13 protein-coding genes are annotated in these 16,879 nt (G+C 76.4%); 7 read left to right on the forward strand and 6 right to left on the reverse strand.

Annotated elements, in window-relative coordinates:
* Window positions 1–2,184: an MMPL family transporter gene (locus ACI79X_RS07425; RefSeq protein ID WP_457024776.1), complete on the forward strand. Its 2,184-nt coding sequence runs from the start codon at window positions 1–3 to the stop codon at window positions 2,182–2,184.
* A gap of 58 nt (window positions 2,185–2,242) precedes the next feature.
* Here ACI79X_RS07425 and ACI79X_RS07430 read toward each other — a convergent pair whose 3' ends face one another.
* Together ACI79X_RS07430 and ACI79X_RS07435 are read right to left on the reverse strand one after the other, a co-directional pair.
* Window positions 2,243–2,815 (reverse strand): DUF4865 family protein, encoded by a 573-nt coding sequence (locus ACI79X_RS07430; RefSeq protein WP_457024856.1) that lies wholly within the window; start codon window positions 2,813–2,815, stop codon window positions 2,243–2,245.
* 72 nt (window positions 2,816–2,887) lie between these two features.
* A complete protein-coding gene (locus ACI79X_RS07435; protein ID WP_457024777.1) occupies window positions 2,888–3,451 on the reverse strand; it encodes a TetR/AcrR family transcriptional regulator in 564 nt (187 codons plus the stop codon).
* A gap of 126 nt (window positions 3,452–3,577) precedes the next feature.
* Here ACI79X_RS07435 and ACI79X_RS07440 point away from each other — a divergent pair, with 126 nt between their 5' ends.
* The gene (locus ACI79X_RS07440) at window positions 3,578–5,245 is read left to right on the forward strand and encodes an AMP-binding protein (protein WP_457024778.1); all 1,668 of its coding nucleotides are present in this window, start codon (window positions 3,578–3,580) and stop codon (window positions 5,243–5,245) included.
* Between the two features lie 85 nt (window positions 5,246–5,330).
* Here ACI79X_RS07440 and ACI79X_RS07445 read toward each other — a convergent pair whose 3' ends face one another.
* Window positions 5,331–5,936, reverse strand: a complete 606-nt coding sequence (locus tag ACI79X_RS07445; protein WP_457024779.1) for an SACE_7040 family transcriptional regulator — start codon at window positions 5,934–5,936, stop codon at window positions 5,331–5,333.
* Between the two features lie 46 nt (window positions 5,937–5,982).
* Between ACI79X_RS07445 and ACI79X_RS07450 the strand changes: the two genes are divergently transcribed.
* From ACI79X_RS07450 to ACI79X_RS07465, 4 genes are all read left to right on the forward strand, one after another.
* Window positions 5,983–7,608, forward strand: a complete 1,626-nt coding sequence (locus ACI79X_RS07450; protein WP_457024780.1) for a carboxyl transferase domain-containing protein — start codon at window positions 5,983–5,985, stop codon at window positions 7,606–7,608.
* Window positions 7,609–7,610: 2 nt separating this feature from the next.
* The gene (locus ACI79X_RS07455) at window positions 7,611–9,617 is read left to right on the forward strand and encodes an acetyl/propionyl/methylcrotonyl-CoA carboxylase subunit alpha (protein ID WP_457024781.1); all 2,007 of its coding nucleotides are present in this window, start codon (window positions 7,611–7,613) and stop codon (window positions 9,615–9,617) included.
* Window position 9,618: 1 nt separating this feature from the next.
* Window positions 9,619–10,770: an acyl-CoA dehydrogenase family protein gene (locus ACI79X_RS07460; protein ID WP_457024782.1), complete on the forward strand. Its 1,152-nt coding sequence runs from the start codon at window positions 9,619–9,621 to the stop codon at window positions 10,768–10,770.
* Between the two features lie 220 nt (window positions 10,771–10,990).
* Complete coding sequence (locus ACI79X_RS07465; RefSeq protein ID WP_457024783.1) at window positions 10,991–11,200, forward strand: hypothetical protein; 210 nt, start codon at window positions 10,991–10,993, stop codon at window positions 11,198–11,200.
* 77 nt (window positions 11,201–11,277) lie between these two features.
* On the opposite strand, the gene ACI79X_RS07470 is transcribed toward ACI79X_RS07465, so the two are convergent.
* Complete coding sequence (locus ACI79X_RS07470) at window positions 11,278–12,834, reverse strand: sensor histidine kinase (protein WP_457024784.1); 1,557 nt, start codon at window positions 12,832–12,834, stop codon at window positions 11,278–11,280.
* 112 nt (window positions 12,835–12,946) lie between these two features.
* On the opposite strand from ACI79X_RS07470, the gene ACI79X_RS07475 reads away from it, so the two are divergent.
* Window positions 12,947–15,493, forward strand: a complete 2,547-nt coding sequence (locus tag ACI79X_RS07475) for an HAD-IC family P-type ATPase (RefSeq protein WP_457024785.1) — start codon at window positions 12,947–12,949, stop codon at window positions 15,491–15,493.
* On the opposite strand, the gene ACI79X_RS07480 is transcribed toward ACI79X_RS07475, so the two are convergent.
* On the reverse strand, window positions 15,456–16,070 hold the full coding sequence (locus ACI79X_RS07480) for an AAA family ATPase (protein ID WP_457024786.1): 615 nt from the start codon (window positions 16,068–16,070) through the stop codon (window positions 15,456–15,458). The genes ACI79X_RS07475 and ACI79X_RS07480 overlap by 38 nt on opposite strands.
* A 195-nt stretch (window positions 16,071–16,265) precedes the next feature.
* Entirely contained in the window at window positions 16,266–16,847 is a 582-nt protein-coding gene (locus tag ACI79X_RS07485) for a hypothetical protein (protein WP_457024787.1), read from the reverse strand.
* Window positions 16,848–16,879: the final 32 nt, after the last annotated feature.

Here is a 16,879-nt window from a genome sequence, read left to right on the forward strand (position 1 = left end):
ATGGCTGTCCTGTTGTCCCGACTCGGGACGTTCTCCGCGCGGCACCGGTTCGCCGTGCTCGGCGTGTGGCTGCTGGTCCTCGTCGCCGGCGGCGTCGGCGCGACCACGCTCGCCGGGGAGACGTCGACCAGCTTCTCGATCCCCGGGCAGGAGTCCACGACCGCGCTCGAGCGGATCGGCGAGGAGTTCGGCCAGGCCGCCGGTGGCGTCAGCGCGCAGGTCGTCGTCGTCGCGCCCGAGGGCGCCACGCTGACCACGCCGGAGAACGCGGCCGCGGTGACGGGGCTGGTCGGCACCCTCGCCGACCTGCCGGGCGTCACCTCCGCCACGAACCCCCTGGACCCGGCGCGGCCGGCGGTCGACCAGCAGCAGACCACCGCCTACAGCACGGTCACCTACGACGCCGAGGCGGGCGGGGTCACGCCCGAGGAGCAGGAGGCGCTGCGCGACGCGGTCGCCGACGCCCGCGACACCGGCCTGACCGTCGAGGTCACCGGCCAGGCCCTCGAGGAGGTGCCGGCCGTCGGCGGCCCGTCGGAGGCGATCGGCGTCGTCGTCGCGCTCGTCGTGCTCGCCGTGACCTACGGCGCGCTGGCGATCGCCGGCATGAACCTGCTGACGGCGCTGGTCGGCGTGGGTGTCGGCGTCCTCGGCATCACCATCGCCACCGGCTTCGTCGACCTGTCCTCCACGACGCCGATCCTCGCCGCGATGCTCGGCCTCGCCGTCGGCATCGACTACACGCTGTTCATCGTCACGCGGCACCGCCAGGAGCTGCTGCGTGGCACCGACGTGCGCCGCTCGATCGGCCTGGCCGTCGGCACCGCGGGGTCCGCGGTGGTCACCGCCGGCCTCACCGTGGTCATCGCGCTGGCCGGCCTGTTCGTCGCCGGCATCCCGTTCCTCACGCAGATGGGTCTGGCCGCCGCCGGCACGATCGTCGTCGCGGTGCTCGTGGCCCTCACCCTGGTGCCCGCGGTGCTCGCCGTGCTGGGTCACCGGGTGCTGCCGGGGCGGATGCGCGCGGCGGCCGTCGACGGCACGCCCGTCCCGGCCCGCGGCCGCGGCTTCCTCGCCGGGTGGGCCGACGGCGTCACCCACCGCCGGGTCGCCTCGCTGCTGCTGGCGATCGTCGCGCTCGGCGTCGTCGCGATCCCGGTCGCCTCGATGCGCACGACGCTCATCCAGCAGCCGGCCGAGGACAGCTCCGCCGCCCGCGCCGACGCGCTGCTGGCCGAGGGCTTCGGGGAGGGTTTCAACGGCCCGATCACCGTGCTGTTCGAGGGCGACGGCGCCGTCGACGCCGCCGCGCGGCAGGCCCAGGACGTCACCGGCCTCGACGACGTCGCCGTCGTCGCCCCGCCGGTCCCGAACGCCGACGGCACCGCCGCCCTGCTCACGGTGGTCCCGCAGTCGAGCCCGAGCAGCGCGGCCACCGAGCAGCTCGTCGCCGACCTGCGCGACCAGCTCGGCTCGCTCGACGGCGTCGAGGCCTCGGTGACCGGCCAGACGGCGGTCAGCGTCGACGTCGCGCAGAGCCTGGACGAGGCGCTGCCCAGGTACCTGGCGCTGGTCGTCGGGCTGGCCCTGGTGCTGCTGGTCCTGGTGTTCCGGTCGCTGCTGGTGCCGCTGGTCGGCGTCCTGGGCTTCCTGCTGACCATCGGCGCCTCGCTCGGCGCGACGGTCGCCGTGTTCCAGTGGGGCTGGCTGGCCGACGTGGTCAACCTCGACACCACCGGGCCGCTGCTGAGCCTCACCCCGATCCTGGTGATCGGCATCCTGTTCGGCCTGGCCATGGACTACCAGGTGTTCCTGGTGTCGCGGATGCACGAGGCGCACAGCCACGGCACCCCGCCGCTGGAGGCCATCCGCACGGGGTTCCGCCAGGCCGCGCCGGTGGTCGTGGCCGCCGCGCTGATCATGTTCAGCGTGTTCGCCGGGTTCGTGCCGGCCGGCGAGGCGACGATCAAGTCGATCGCGTTCGCCCTGGCGATCGGCATCCTGGTCGACGCCTTCGTCGTCCGGATGGTGCTCGTGCCCGCGGCGCTGGCGCTCCTCGGCGAGCGCGCGTGGTGGCTGCCGCGCTGGCTGCGCTGGCTGCCGGTGCTCGACGTCGAGGGCGCGGCGCTGGAGCGGGACCCGGCGTCGGCCCGCGAGCGGGAGCTGGTGGGCGACCCCCGCTGACCCCCTCTGCGCAGCGGTCCGGCCCGTCTCCCCTCCCGGGGAGGCGGGCCGGACCGCGTCACCAGAGGCGGCCGGTCGGCAGGTCGGCCAGGTGCGGGGTGCTGGCGTGCAGCACGTCGAAGGGCGTCACCCCGGCGGGGACGTCGCCCGGCACCGCGCTCCACAGGACGTAGCGGACGAGCTCCCACCGGGAGGGGTCGACGGCGACGGCGCGGCTGTGCCACCGGCCGTCCTCCGGCGCGGGGGCGGCGACCTCCCGGGCCACCGCCTCCCCCGGCGCCGCGTCGGCGGGCAGCGCCCGCACCTCGCGGGTGGCGAACACCGGCACCTCCGGGAACGCCGGGCCGCGGTCGAAGGAGGCGCCGATCCAGGAGCGCACCGGCGGCCGGCCGAAGTCCGCGACGATGGCGCGGAACGGGCCGTAGAGGAAGGCGTCGAGGCCCGCGGGGTCGCGCCACAGGTAGAACGGCGCGTAGGCGTTGACCGGCGAGCCGTGCCGGCCGGCCCGGCGGACGGCGTAGGCCTTGACGCCGAGGTGCGGGAAGTCGTCGGTGGCGGCGCCCCGGGTGGCCACCCGGTGCTCGATCACCCCCATGTCGAAGTCGGCCGGCAGGCCGATCTCGTACTGCATGACGTGCACGTCGTCTCCTCGCGCCTCAGGGTCTCAGGGGTCTCAGGGGGTCTCAGGGGGTCTCAGGGGGTCTCAGCGGGTCAGGGCCGTGAGCAGCGCGACGGCGCCCTCGACCGCCTCGTCGAAGGGCTCCGGCCGGCCGGCGGCGCGGGCCAGGACGTAGCCGCCCTGGACGGTCGCGACGACGGCCGCCGCCACCGCCGCGGGGTCGACGTCGGCGCGCAGCTCCCCCGCTGCCCGCCCCTCGGCCACGACCTCGGCGAGGCGGGAGCGCAGCCAGGCGAACGTCGTCTCGACCGGTGCGCGCAGCCCGGCGTCGGCGACGAGGTCGGGGTCCTGGGCGTGCCGGCCGACCGGGCAGCCGCGCATCACCTGGCGCTCGCGCCGCAGGTAGGCGGTCAGCCGCTCGAGCGCCGTGCCCCCGCCGCCGAGCAGGGCCTCCGCGCCGGCGCGCTCGCGGTCGGCGGTGCGCTGGAGGGCGGTGCGCGCGAGGTCGGCCTTGCCGGTGAAGTGGTGGTACATGCTCCCCTGGCCCGCGCCGGCGCGGTCCTGGATCGCCCGGGGGCTGGTGCCGACGTACCCCCGCTCCCACAGCAGGTCCTGCGCGGCCTCGACCAGTCGCTCGCGGGCGTTCACGGCGGCGACCGTACACACCAGTAGGTACAGGCGTCGAGACGTCTCGCCCCGGCCGTTCGGGGGTGCCGCCGGCCGCCCCGAGGGTGCAGCCTCTACCCACCCATGCCCGGACGGAGAGGACCAGCAGTGACCCAGCACGGCGCGCCCCCGGCCCTGCCCTCCTACGCGAGCGGCACCTCGACGGTCCCGCTCCTCGGCGACACGATCGGGGCGAACCTGGACCGGACGGCCGCGCGGGTCGGCGACCACGAGGCGCTCGTGGAGTGCGCCACCGGCCGCCGGTGGACCTACCCGCAGCTGGTCGCCGACGTCGACGCCTGCGCCCTGGGCCTGGACGCGCTGGGCGTGGCCAAGGGCGACCGGGTGGGCATCTGGTCGCCCAACTGCGCCGAGTGGGTCTTCGTGCAGTACGGGACGGCGAAGCTCGGCGCCGTCATGGTCAACATCAACCCCGCCTACCGCACCCACGAGCTGGCGTTCGTGCTCCGCCAGGCCGGCATCTCGGTGCTCGTGGCCGCGCCGGAGTTCAAGACCAGCGACTACCGGGCGATGGTGGCCGAGGTGCGCGGCGACTGCCCCGACCTGCGCGAGGTCGTCTTCCTCGGCGACCCGGAGTGGGAGCGGCTGATGGAGACCGGCCGCGCCGCCGACCACGCGCTGCTCGCCGAGCGCGCCGCCGAGCTCTCCCCCGACGACCCGATCAACATCCAGTACACGTCGGGCACCACGGGCTTCCCGAAGGGCGCCACGCTCACCCACCACAACCTGCTCAACAACGGGTTCTTCGTGGGCGAGGGCTGCGGCTACACCGAGGCCGACCGGGTGTGCATCCCGGTGCCCTTCTACCACTGCTTCGGCATGGGCATGGGCAACCTCGGGGCCACCAGCCACGGCGCGACCATGGTGGTCCCGGCGCCGTCGTTCGACCCGGCGGCGACGCTGCGCGCGGTGCAGGAGGAGCGCTGCACCTCCCTCTACGGCGTCCCGACGATGTTCATCGCCGAGCTCGCCCTGCCCGACTTCGGCACCTACGACCTCTCCAGCCTGCGCACCGGGATCATGGCCGGCTCGCCGTGCCCGGTGGAGGTGATGAAGCGGGTGGTCGCGGAGATGGGCATGACCGAGGTGACCATCTGCTACGGCATGACCGAGACCTCGCCGGTGTCCACCCAGACCGGCGCCGACGACGACCTCGACCGCCGCACCTCCACCGTCGGCCGGGTGCACCCGCACCTGGAGGTCAAGGTGGTCGACCCCGTCACCGGCACCACCGTGCCGCGCGGGACGCCCGGTGAGTTCTGCACCCGCGGCTACTCGGTGATGCTCGGCTACTGGGACGAGCCGGAGAAGACCGCCGAGGTCGTCGACGCCGCCCGCTGGATGCACACCGGCGACCTCGCCGTCATGGACGAGGCCGGGTACCTCAACATCGTCGGCCGGATCAAGGACATGGTCATCCGCGGCGGGGAGAACGTGTACCCGCGCGAGGTGGAGGAGTTCCTCTACACCCACCCGGACGTCGTCGACGCGCAGGTGATCGGCGTCCCCGACGAGCGCTACGGCGAGGAGCTGATGGCGTGGGTGCGGCTGCGCGAGGGCGCCGAGCCGCTCACCGCCGAGGCGCTGCGGGAGTTCTGCGCGGGCAAGCTCGCCCACTACAAGGTCCCCCGCTACGTGAAGGTCGTCGACGCCTTCCCGATGACCGTCACCGGCAAGGTGCGCAAGGTCGAGATGCGCGAGGTCTCGGTGCACGAGCTCGGCCTGGAGGCGGCCGCCGCGGTCCGCAACGCCTGAGCCCGGCTGGCGGCGAGGCATTGGAAGCTTTTCGCACGTCTCGGCCGGCGATACGTGCGGATAGCTCCCAATGCCCGAGCGGACATCAGGCGGTGGCGGCGGCCTCGGCCATCGCGGCGAGCAGGGCCGCCGTCCGCTCCCGGGACAGCCGGCCGGCGCTGTGCGGGGTGGAGTTGACCAGCCCGAAGACGGCGTGCGCGCGGGCGCGGCTGGCCGCCGTCCCCTCCTCCGGCCGCAACCGCGCCAGCACGTCCACCCACACCTCGACGTAGCGGCGCTGCAGCCGGCGCACCCGCGCGGCGTGCTCGGGTGCCAGGGAGCCGAGGTCGCGGTCGTGCACGGTGATCAGCGCGGGGTTGTCGAGGGCGAAGTCGACCTGGAACGCCACGAGCGCGCGCAGCTGCGCCGCCGGGTCGTCGCCGGCCGCCGCCACCCGCTCGCGCCCGCCGGCCAGCAGCCGCTCGCTGATGCCCTCGAGCATCTCGGCGAGCATCGCGTCCTTGCTGGCGAAGTGCCGGTAGATCGCCGGCCCGGTCACCCCGATCGCCGCGCCGACGTCGTCGACGCCGACCGACCGGGAGCCGCGCTCGGCGAACAGCTGCGCCGCCGCCCGCAGGATCTGCTCGCGCCGGGAGGGCCGCGCCGCGTCGGCCGCCAGCGCGCTGTCGACGTCGCCCCCGGCCGCTGCCACGCCGGGATGGTAGCGCCAGGTGTGAACGTGCGTTAACGTGACGCCCGTGACGTTAACTACGGTTAACACGTCGGGGACGGTGCTCGCCTCGAAGGCGGACGTCCGCGGCGAGACCTTCGCCCGCAACGCCGCCGCCCAGGACCAGCTGCGCGCCGAGCTGCACGACCGGCTCGCCACCGCGGCCCTCGGCGGCCCCGCCCGCACCCGGGAGCGGCACGTCGCCCGGGGCAAGCTGCTCCCCCGCGAGCGCGTCGACGCCCTGCTCGACCCGGGCAGCCCGTTCCTCGAGCTGTCGCCGCTGGCCGCCGACGGCATGTACGACGGCGACGCGCCGGGCGCCGGGATCATCACCGGCGTCGGGCGGGTCAGCGGCCGCGAGGTCGTCGTCGTGGCCAACGACGCCACCGTCAAGGGCGGCACCTACTACCCGATGACGGTGAAGAAGCACCTGCGGGCGCAGGAGGTGGCGCTGCACAACCGGCTGCCCTGCGTCTACCTCGTCGACTCCGGCGGCGCCTTCCTGCCGATGCAGGACGAGGTCTTCCCCGACCGCGAGCACTTCGGCCGGATCTTCTTCAACCAGGCCACCATGAGCGCCCAGGGGATCCCGCAGATCGCCGCGGTGCTCGGCTCCTGCACGGCGGGCGGCGCCTACGTGCCGGCCATGGCCGACGAGGCGGTCATCGTCCGCGACCAGGGCACGATCTTCCTGGGCGGCCCACCGCTGGTGAAGGCCGCGACCGGAGAGGTCGTCAGCGCCGAGGACCTCGGCGGCGGGCTGCTGCACAGCCGCACCTCCGGCGTCACCGACCACCTCGCCGACGACGACGCGCACGCCCTGCGGATCGTCCGCGACATCGTGGCGAACCTCGGCCCGCGCGCCCCCCGCCCGTGGGAGGTGCGCCCGGCCGAGCCGCCCGCTGTCGACCCCGCCGAGCTGCCCGGCGTCGTCCCCGCCGACCCGCGCACGCCCTACGACGTCCGCGAGGTCATCGCGCGGCTGGTCGACGGCAGCCGGTTCTCCGAGTTCAAGGCGCTCTACGGCACCACGCTGGTGTGCGGGTTCGCGCACGTCGAGGGCCACCCGGTGGGCATCGTCGCCAACAACGGCGTGCTGTTCGGGGAGTCGGCGCTCAAGGGCGCGCACTTCGTCGAGCTGTGCGACCAGCGGTCGATCCCGCTGCTGTTCCTGCAGAACATCACCGGCTTCATGGTCGGCCGCGACTACGAGGCCGGCGGCATCGCCAAGCACGGCGCGAAGATGGTCACCGCCGTCGCCTGCGCCCGGGTGCCCAAGCTGACCGTCGTCATCGGCGGCTCGTTCGGCGCCGGCAACTACTCGATGTGCGGCCGGGCCTACTCCCCCCGCTTCCTGTTCACCTGGCCCGGCGCCCGCATCTCCGTCATGGGCGGCGAACAGGCGGCCAGCGTGCTGGCCACCGTCCGCCGCGACCAGCTCGGCGACTCGTGGAGCGCCGAGGACGAGGAGGCGTTCAAGGAGCCGATCCGCGCGCAGTACGAGTCCCAGGGCAACGCCTGGTACGCGACCGCGCGCCTGTGGGACGACGGGGTCATCGACCCCCTCGACACCCGCACCGTCCTCGGCCTGGCGCTGTCGGCGTGCGCGAACGCGCCGCTCGCGCCGGTCTCCTACGGCGTCTTCCGGATGTGAGCGTGTTCGACACCGTCCTCGTCGCCAACCGCGGAGAGATCGCCGTCCGGGTCATCCGGACGCTGCGCCGCCTCGGCGTCCGCAGCGTCGCCGTCTTCTCCGACGCCGACGCCGGCGCCCGGCACGTCCGCGAGGCCGACGTCGCCGTGCGGCTCGGCCCCGCCCCCGCGGCGCGGTCCTACCTCGCCGTCGAGCGCCTGCTCGAGGCGGCCCGCGCCACCGGCGCGCAGGCCGTGCACCCCGGCTACGGCTTCCTGTCGGAGAACACCGCGTTCGCCCAGGCGTGCGCCGACGCCGGGCTGGTCTTCGTCGGCCCGCCGGCGAAGGCCGTGGAGATCATGGGCGACAAGATCCGCGCCAAGCAGACCGTGAGCGCGGCCGGCGTGCCCGTCGTGCCCGGCCGCACCGACCCGGGCATGACCGACGACGACCTGGCCGAGGCGGCCGCGGAGGTCGGCTACCCGGTGCTGGTCAAGCCCTCGGCCGGCGGCGGCGGCAAGGGCATGCGCCTGGTGCACCGCGACGCCGACCTGCGCGCCGCGCTGGTCTCCGCCCGCCGCGAGGCCGCCACCAGCTTCGGCGACGACACCCTGTTCCTCGAGCGGTTCGTGCCCGACCCGCGGCACGTCGAGGTGCAGGTGCTGGCCGACACCCACGGCACCGTGGTGCACCTCGGCGAACGCGAGTGCAGCCTGCAGCGGCGGCACCAGAAGATCGTCGAGGAGGCGCCCTCGCCGCTGCTCACCCCGGCGCAGCGCGCCCGCTACGGCGCGCTGGCCTGCGAGGTGGCCCGCGCCGTCGGCTACACCGGCGCCGGCACCGTCGAGTTCATCGTCGCCGGCGACGCCCCCGACGAGCCGTTCTTCATGGAGATGAACACCCGGCTGCAGGTCGAGCACCCGGTGACCGAGCTGGTCACCGGCACCGATCTGGTCGAGCAGCAGCTGCGGGTGGCGGCCGGCGAGCCGCTGTCGTTCGGCCAGGACGACGTCGTCCTCTCCGGGCACGCGGTCGAGGCCCGGCTCTACGCCGAGGACCCGGCGCGCGGCTTCCTGCCCACCGGCGGCACCGCGCTGGTCCTCGCGGAGCCCGCGGGCGCGGGCGTACGGGTCGACAGCGGCCTGCTCGAGGGCTCGGTCGTGGGCACCACCTACGACCCGATGCTCGCCAAGGTGATCGCGCACGGCCCCGACCGGGAGACCGCGCTCACCCGCCTCGACCGGGCGCTGGCCGGCACCGTCGTCCTCGGCGTCGGCACCAACACCGCGTTCCTGCGCGCGCTGCTCGCCTCCCCCGACGTGCGCGCCGGCCGGCTCGACACCGGGCTGGTCGAGCGCGACCTCGACGCGCTCACCACGGCCGCCGTCCCGGTGGAGGCGTACGCCGCCCTCGCGCTCACCCGGCTCGCCGCGCTGCGGCCGGCCGGCCCCGTCGTCGACCCGTGGGACGTGCCCAGCGGCTGGCGCACCGGCGGCCGGCGCGCGCCGCTGCGGTGGGACGTCGCCGGCCCCGACGGCGAGCGGCTGACCGTGGCCCTCACCGGAGGCACCCGCCTGCGGGTCGGCGACGGGGACGAGCACGCGGTCTCGGCCGAGCCCGCGGACGGCGGGCTGCTGCTCACCGTCGACGGGCGCACCACCTCCGCCCGCACCGCCGTCGACGGCGCCACCACCTGGGTGCACGTCGACGGCGTCACCGCGGCGCTGACCGAGCTGCCGCCGGCCCGCCTGCACGCCGACGCCGGCACCGCCGACCGCACGGTGCGCAGCCCGCTGCCGGGCACCGTCGTCGCGGTGCACGTGACGGCCGGCGCCGAGGTCGCCGCCGACGCGCCGCTCATCGTCGTCGAGGCGATGAAGATGGAGCACACGCTCACCGCTCCCGCCGACGGCACCGTCGACCTGTCCGTCCGCGTCGGCGACCAGGTCGCGCTCGGCCAGGAACTGGCCGTCGTCCATGCCGCAGCCCACCCCGCAGCAACCCCCGCAGCACCGACCCAGGAGCCCTGACGTGCTCGACACCCGCCTCACCGACGAGCAGCAGCAGCTGCGCAAGACCGTGGAGGAGTTCGCGCGCGAGGTCGTCGCGCCGGTCTCCTACCAGCACGACCGGGACCGGACGTTCCCCTACGAGGTCGTGCGCGGCATGGCCGAGATGGGCCTGTTCGGCCTGCCCTTCCCCGAGGAGTACGGCGGGATGGGCGGCGACTACTTCGCCCTGTGCCTGGCCATCGAGGAGCTCGCCCGGGTCGACCAGAGCGTCGCCATCACCCTGGAGGCCGGCTGCTCGCTCGGCGCCATGCCGGTGTACCGGTTCGGCACCGAGGAGCAGAGGCAGCGGTGGCTGCCGCTGCTCACCAGCGGGGAGGCGCTGGGCGCCTTCGGCCTGACCGAGGCCGGCGCCGGCAGCGACGCCGGGGGCACCCGGACGACGGCGGTGCTCGCCGACGGACAGTGGACGATCAACGGCAGCAAGGCGTTCATCACCAACTCCGGCACCGACATCACCCGGCTGGTCACCGTCACCGCCGTCACCGGCGAGCTCGCCGACGGCCGCAAGGAGATCAGCTCGATCCTCGTGCCGGTGCCCACGCCGGGGTTCACCGCCGAGCCCGCCTACGACAAGGTCGGCTGGCATGCCAGCGACACCCACCCGCTGTCGTTCGACGACGTCCGGGTGCCCGAGGAGAACCTGCTCGGGCAGCGCGGCCGCGGCTACGCCAACTTCCTGTCCATCCTCGACGAGGGCCGCATCGCGATCGCTGCGCTGTCGGTGGGGGCGGCGCAGGGCTGCGTGGACGAGAGCGTGCGGTACGCGCGGGAGCGGTCGGCGTTCGGCCGGCCGATCGGGCAGAACCAGGCGATCGCCTTCAAGATCGCCCGGATGGAGGCGCGGGTGGTGGCCGCGCGCGCCGCCTACTACGACGCCGCGGCCAAGATGCTCGCCGGCCTGCCGTTCAAGAAGGAGGCGGCGATCGCCAAGCTCGTCGCCGGCGAGGCCGCCATGGACAACGCCCGCGACGCCACCCAGGTGCACGGCGGCTACGGCTTCATGAACGAGTACCCCGTCTCCCGGCACTACCGGGACTCGAAGATCCTCGAGGTCGGCGAGGGCACCACCGAGGTGCAGCTCATGCTCGTCGCCCGCACGCTCGGCCTCTGACCACGGGGGGGGGGGGGGGGGGGGGGGGGGGCCCCCCCCCCCCCCCCCCCCCCCCGCCGCCCCCCCCCCGCCCCCCCCCCCCGCCCCCCCCGACCCCGAGCCCACCCCCCCCCCCGCCCCCCCCCCCCCCCCCCCCCCCCCCCCCGCCCCCCCCCCCCCCCCCCCCCCCCCCCCCCCCCCCCCCCCCCCCCGGGGTGCGGACGGCCGGGAGACTGGGCCGGTGACGAGTGCGGGGAACGCCCACGCGGCCGGCCGGGACCAGGAGAGCAGCACGGCGCACGCCGTCCCGCGGGAGGCCGCCGACGGACCGCCTCCGTGGGTGGCGGTGTGCGGGACGCCGGTCGCCGTCGTCCAGGGCGCCTGGAGCGGCCGGCGCGGGCTCGGCTCCGGCGACGTCTGCCCCCGCTGCGAGGAGCTCGCCCCCGCCTGACCCGGCGCGCCGTCCTCCCTTCCCGCGGCGCCTCCTCCCCCACGGTGGGACGTGAGGGAGGAGGCGCGACGACCAGGTCACCCGATCCCGGCCGGCGCCGGCTCCTCGTCGTCCTCGACCTCGGCCACCGTGGCGCCCGGTAGCCGGACGGTGAACACCGTCTCCCCCGGCCGGCTCGCCACGGCCACCGTGCCGCCGTGCCCCTCCACCACCGCGGCCACGATCGCCAGGCCCAGGCCGGTGCTGCCGGCGGCCCGCGAGCGGGAGGAGTCGCCGCGGGCGAACCGCTCGAACACCTCCGCCTGCAGGCCGGCGGGGATGCCGGGGCCGTCGTCGGCCACCTCGAGCACCGCCTCGCCGCCCTCGGCGCGCAGCCGCGTGGTCGCCGTCGTGCCGGGCGGGGTGTGGGTGCGCACGTTGGCCAGCAGGTTGGCGAGCACCTGGTGCAGCCGGGCGGCGTCTCCGGGGACGAGCACCGCGGCCGGCGGCAGGTCCACCCGCCAGCGGTGCCCCGGCCCGGCGGCGTGGGCGTCGCTCACGACGTCGAGGACCAGGCCGGTCAGGTCGACGTCGTCGCGGGCGAGCTCCCGGCCGGCACCGCTGCCGCCGCCCGCGTCCCGGCCGGCATCGCGACCGGCATCGCGACCGGCATCGCGACCGGCATCGAGGCGGGCGAGCAGCAGCAGGTCGTCGACCAGGTCCGACATCCGCACCGCCTCGGCCTCCACCCGGCGCAGCGCGGCGTCGGCCTCCTCGGGCAGCCCTCCGCGGCGGCGCACCAGCTCGGTGTAGCCGCGGATGGAGGTGACCGGGGTGCGCAGCTCGTGGCTGGCGTCGGCGGCGAAGCGGCGCAGCCGGGTCTCCGACGCCTGCCGGTCGGCGATGGCGGACTCCACCGAGTCCAACAACCGGTTGAGCGCGGCCCCGACCCGGCCGACCTCGGTGCGGGGGTCGGTGTCGGCGGCCGGCACCCGGTCGGGCAGCCGCACCTCGCCGCTGGACAGGGGCAGCCGCGCCACCCGCCCGGCGGTCGCCGCCACCCGGTGCAGCGGCCGCAGCGTCCGCCCGATCACCGCCGAGCCGACCACCCCGGCGGCCAGCAGCCCGAGCAGGCCGACGGCGACCTCGACGACGACCAGCCGCAGCAGGGCGGCGTGCACCGAGGCCAGCGGCAGGCCGGTGACCAGCACCTCCCCGGGGTCGGCGGCGGCCACGACGCGGTAGGTCCCGAGGTCGCCGAGGTGGACCGTCCGGGGCTCACCGTCGGCCGGGACGCCGGCCAGCGCGGCGGCCTCGGCGGCGGTCAGCGCCTCGCCGTCGCCCTCCTTCCCGATGACGGCGGCCTCGGTGACCACCCCGCCGACCACCCGCGCGCCGAGGGTGCCGTCGCCCTGGCCGGGGGTGAGCAGGAAGCCCGGCCCGGTCCCGTCCCGGCCGGGCCCGTACCCGGGGTCGTCGTCGGCCTGGGCGGAGCGGGCGCCGGCGGCGGCCAGCCGGTCGTCGACCTGCCCGAGCAGCTCCCCGCGCACGGCGGCGGTGGCCGTGGCCCCGACGACGGCGAGCACCACCGCGAGCGGGACGAGGAAGGCGCACAGCAGCCGGGTGCGCAGCGACCGCGGCCGACGGAGGTCCATGGCCGCCACGGTGCGCGCGGACCCTGGACGCCGGCTGGACGCCGGGCGGGAGTCGGCTGGGCGGCCGCGCGCCGGGGCTGCCGGGCGCGGGAACGGGTGTCATCGTCGGGCGGTGCAGACCACGACCGGCCCTCCGGCGGCCCCCGGGACGGCGCCCACCGGGCTGACCGCCGCCGAGGCGCGCGAGCGGCACCGGCGGGGCGAGGGCAACGTCGCCGTCAGCGCCTCGTCCCGCGGCTACGCGCGCATCCTGCGGACCAACGTCCTCTCCTTCTTCAACGTCGTCCTGTTCACCATCGGCGCCGCGCTGCTGGCGCTGGGCCGTTACAGCGACGCGTTCACCAGCGTCGGCCTCGGCCTGGTCAACGCCGCGATCAGCGCGGTCCAGGAGATCCGCGCCAAGCGCAAGCTCGACCGGCTGCAGCTGCTGGCCCGGGGCACGGTCACCGTGGTCCGCGACGGCGCCGCCGCCGAGGTGCCGCCGGAGGAGGTGGTGCGCGGCGACGTGCTGCGGCTGGGCCCCGGCGCGCAGGTGGTCGTCGACGGGCCGGTGCTCGACGGCCGGCTCGAGGTCGACGAGTCGCTGCTCACCGGCGAGTCCGAGGCGCTGCCGAAGGGGCCCGGCGACGAGCTGCTGTCGGGGTCCTTCGTCGTCGGCGGCGAGGGCGCGGTGCTCGCCCGCGACGTCGGCGCGGCCTCCTACGCCGGGCGGCTGACCGCCGAGGCGCGGCGGGCCTCCACCGACCGCACGCCGCTGCAGCGGCGCATCGACTTCGTCGTCCGGCTGGTCATGCTGCTGGTGGCGCTGATGAGCGCGACGATCCTGGCGCAGGCGGCGCTGGAGGGCTTCACGCTGGTGCGCACCGTGCAGACCACCGCGGTGCTCTCGGGCCTGGTGCCCTACGGGCTGTTCTTCCTCGTCGCGGTCGCCTACACCGTCGGCGCCGCCCGCAGCGCGGGGCGCGGGGCGCTGGTGCAGCAGGTGAACGCGGTGGAGTCGGTGAGCAACGTCGACGTCGTCTGCACCGACAAGACCGGCACCCTGACCACCGGCCGGCTCTCGCTGGCCGAGGTGCGCCCGGCCGGCCCGCTCGACGACGCCGCCGTCCGCCGGGTGCTCGCCACCCTCGCCGCCAGCACCCCCGCGCCCAACCTGACGACGACGGCGCTGGCCGCGGCGCTGCCCGGGCGGCCGGTGCCGGTGACCGAGGACGTGCCGTTCACCTCGGCGCTGCGGTGGAGCGCGCTGCGCACCGCCGACGGCGTCCTGGTGCTCGGGGCGCCCGACACCCTCGCGCCGCGGCTGTCCGGCCCGCCGCTGGGCGCGCCGGTGCGCGAGCTCGCCGGCCGGGGCCTGCGGGTGCTGGTGCTCGCCCGCGCCGCCGCGGACGCGCCGCTCCGTGACGCCGCGGGACGCCCGGCGCTGCCGCCGCTGGAGCCGCTGGCCGTGGTCGCCCTGGCCGACGAGCTGCGCCCCGGCGTGCGGGAGACACTCGCTCGTCTCACCGCCGACGGGATCGCCGTCAAGGTGGTGTCCGGGGACGACCCGCGCACCGTCGCCGCCCTCGCCCGCCAGGCGGGTCTCGAGCCCGGCGAGCCCGTGGCCGGCCCCGCGCTGGAGGGGCTGTCGGAGGCGCAGCTCGACGACGTCGTCGCCCGCACCACCGTGTTCGGGCGGGTGGCGCCGGAGCAGAAGGAGCGGCTGGTCGACGCGCTGCGCCGGCGGGGCCGGTACGTGGCGATGGTCGGCGACGGGGTCAACGACGCCCGGGCGCTCAAGCGAGCGCAGGTCGGGGTGGCGATGGCCGGCGGCAGTGCGGTCACCCGCGACGTCGCCGACATCGTGCTCACCGGCGACTCCCTGGCCGCGCTGCTGCCCGCGGCGCACGAGGGCCGGCGGATCATCGCCGGGATCGGCACCTCGATGCAGGTGTTCCTCGCCCGCGTCGGCACGCAGGGGCTGGTCATCCTCGCCGTCACGATGCTCGGCCTGGGGTTCCCCTACTCCCCGGCCAACGTCGGGCTGACGTTGCTCACCGTCGGCCTGCCCACGCTCTTCCTCACCGCCTGGGCGCGCCCCGAGCCGCCGGACCCGCACCTGCTCACGACGCTGTGGCGGTTCGTGGTCCCGGCGATGCTGGTGACGGCGGCCGGCGGGGTCGCGGTCTACGCCCGGCACTACACCGAGTTGCTCACCGACTTCACCGAGTCGACGCCGCCGTCGTTCGTCGTCGCCGCGTTCGAGGACTACACCGGCCTGTCCTCCGACGACGTCGGCTTCGCCGAGGCCGCCGCGACGATCGGGGCGCAGACCGCGCTGTCGACGTTCGTGTCCTACGCGGCGTTCCTGCTGATCCTGTTCATCCGGCCGCCGAGCCGGCTCTTCGCCGCGTGGACCCGGCCCGACGGCGACCGCCGCCCGGCGTGGTTGGTGCTCGCGCTGGTCGTCGTCTTCTCCGCGGGGCTGTTCTGGCCGGCGTTCACCGACTACTTCGGGCTCACCGACGCCGCCGAGCCGGTGTTCCAGACGGTGCTGCCGGCGCTGGTGCTGTGGTTCGCCGTGCTGACCGCCGTCTACCGGCTGCGGCTGCTCGAGCGGGCGCTGGGCCTGACCGGGGCGCTCAGCCCGCCGGGCGCCCCAGCAGGTCGGCGAGGCTGAGCCGGCCGGCGCGGGAGCGGTCGACCACGAGCACGGTGTCGGGGCGCAGGCCGGTGCCGGCGCCCGGCAGGTAGCGCTCCCACCGGCCGGCGTGCCGGCGCATCCGGCCCTCGGGGATGCGGCGGCCGCGGATGCGCTGGCCGTCGGCGGCGTCCGCGGCCGACACGTCGAGCAGCACCAGCCGCACGCCGCGGCCGGCGAGGGCGGCCGCGCGCAGGACGACCGGCCGCCACCAGCGGCTGGTCCACGGGTCGGTGAGCACGACCGCCGGGGCCGGCCCCGCGACCGCCGCGAGCACCCGGAGGCGGTGGGCGGCGTGCACGAGCGGCCGCACGTACCGGTAGGGCACGAGCTGCCCGGTGCGCCAGCGCGCGGCGACGTCCTCGGAGTCGACGGCGGTGACGCCGTCCACCCCCGCGCCGAGCAGCCGGCGCACCAGGGTGGTCTTGCCGCTGCCGGGGAGCCCGCCGACGACGACGAGCGAGCGGGCGGGCGGTGCGGCGTCGGTCGCGGGATCGGACGCGGCGTCGGGCGCGGCCCTCCGGGCGGGCACGGGGGCGGACATGGCGGTGGTCACGGGTCCCTCCTCGGGGCGCCGGCGTCGGTCGCGGCCCGTCCGGCGTGGCGGGCGACGGTACCCCCGCTCCCCGGCCGGGAGCGGGTCCGCGGACGCGGCGTCTGCCTGCACCAACGCGCACCGGCGCCCGCGCGTCCCCGGGGTGCGGCGCGGCGCCGTCCCCCGGAGGAGGACGGCGCCGCGGGCGGTGCGGGGTCAGTCGTCGTCGTCGTCGCCGCCGGCGCCACCGGGGCCGCGTCCACCGAACCCGCCGCGGTCGCCGAGGTCGGGCGACTCGACCAGCTCGGCGGTGCGGGACTCCAGGTCCGCGGCGCGCTCGTGGGCCTCCTCCTGGGTGAGCCGGCCGTCGGCGACGGCCTCGTCGAGCCGCTCCTGCGCGGCCTGCACCAGCGCCGCGGTGAGGTCCTCGACGGCGACGCCCTGGTCGGCGGCGACGGAGGCGAGGCTCGCGTCGTCGGCCTCCAGCGCGGTGCGCAGCTCCTCCTCGGACAGGCCGAGCGTCTCGGCGGCGACGGACAGCCCGGCGCCCGACCCCGGGCCGCCGCGGCCGCCGACGCCCGCCTCGCTGAGGGTGGTGGCCACCTCGTCGGCCTGCTCGGCGGTGATCGACCCGTCGTCGACCAGGCCGGTGAGCGCGTCGCGGATGCGCTCCTCGGCGGAGGTGGCCGACGGCGTCTCCGCCCTCTCGTCGTCGGCGGCCATGGCGGGGGCGGCCAGGCCCAGGCCGCCGACGGCCAGGGCGCCGGCCGCGGTGGCGAGCACGATCTTCTTGCGCACGGGGAGCTCCTCGTCCGGGGAGCCGGCTCGTC

It is taken from the genome of Geodermatophilus sp. SYSU D01119 (assembly GCF_054049975.1).

What these genes read in the sequence shown, in the direction of transcription:
- ACI79X_RS07425 (WP_457024776.1), top strand. Translation starts at nt 1, where the DNA reads ATGGCTGTCCTGTTGTCCCGACTCGGGACGTTCTCCGCGCGGCACCGG.
- ACI79X_RS07430 (WP_457024856.1), bottom strand. Translation starts at nt 2,815, where the DNA reads ATGCAGTACGAGATCGGCCTGCCGGCCGACTTCGACATGGGGGTGATC.
- ACI79X_RS07470 (WP_457024784.1), bottom strand. Translation starts at nt 12,834, where the DNA reads ATGGACCTCCGTCGGCCGCGGTCGCTGCGCACCCGGCTGCTGTGCGCC.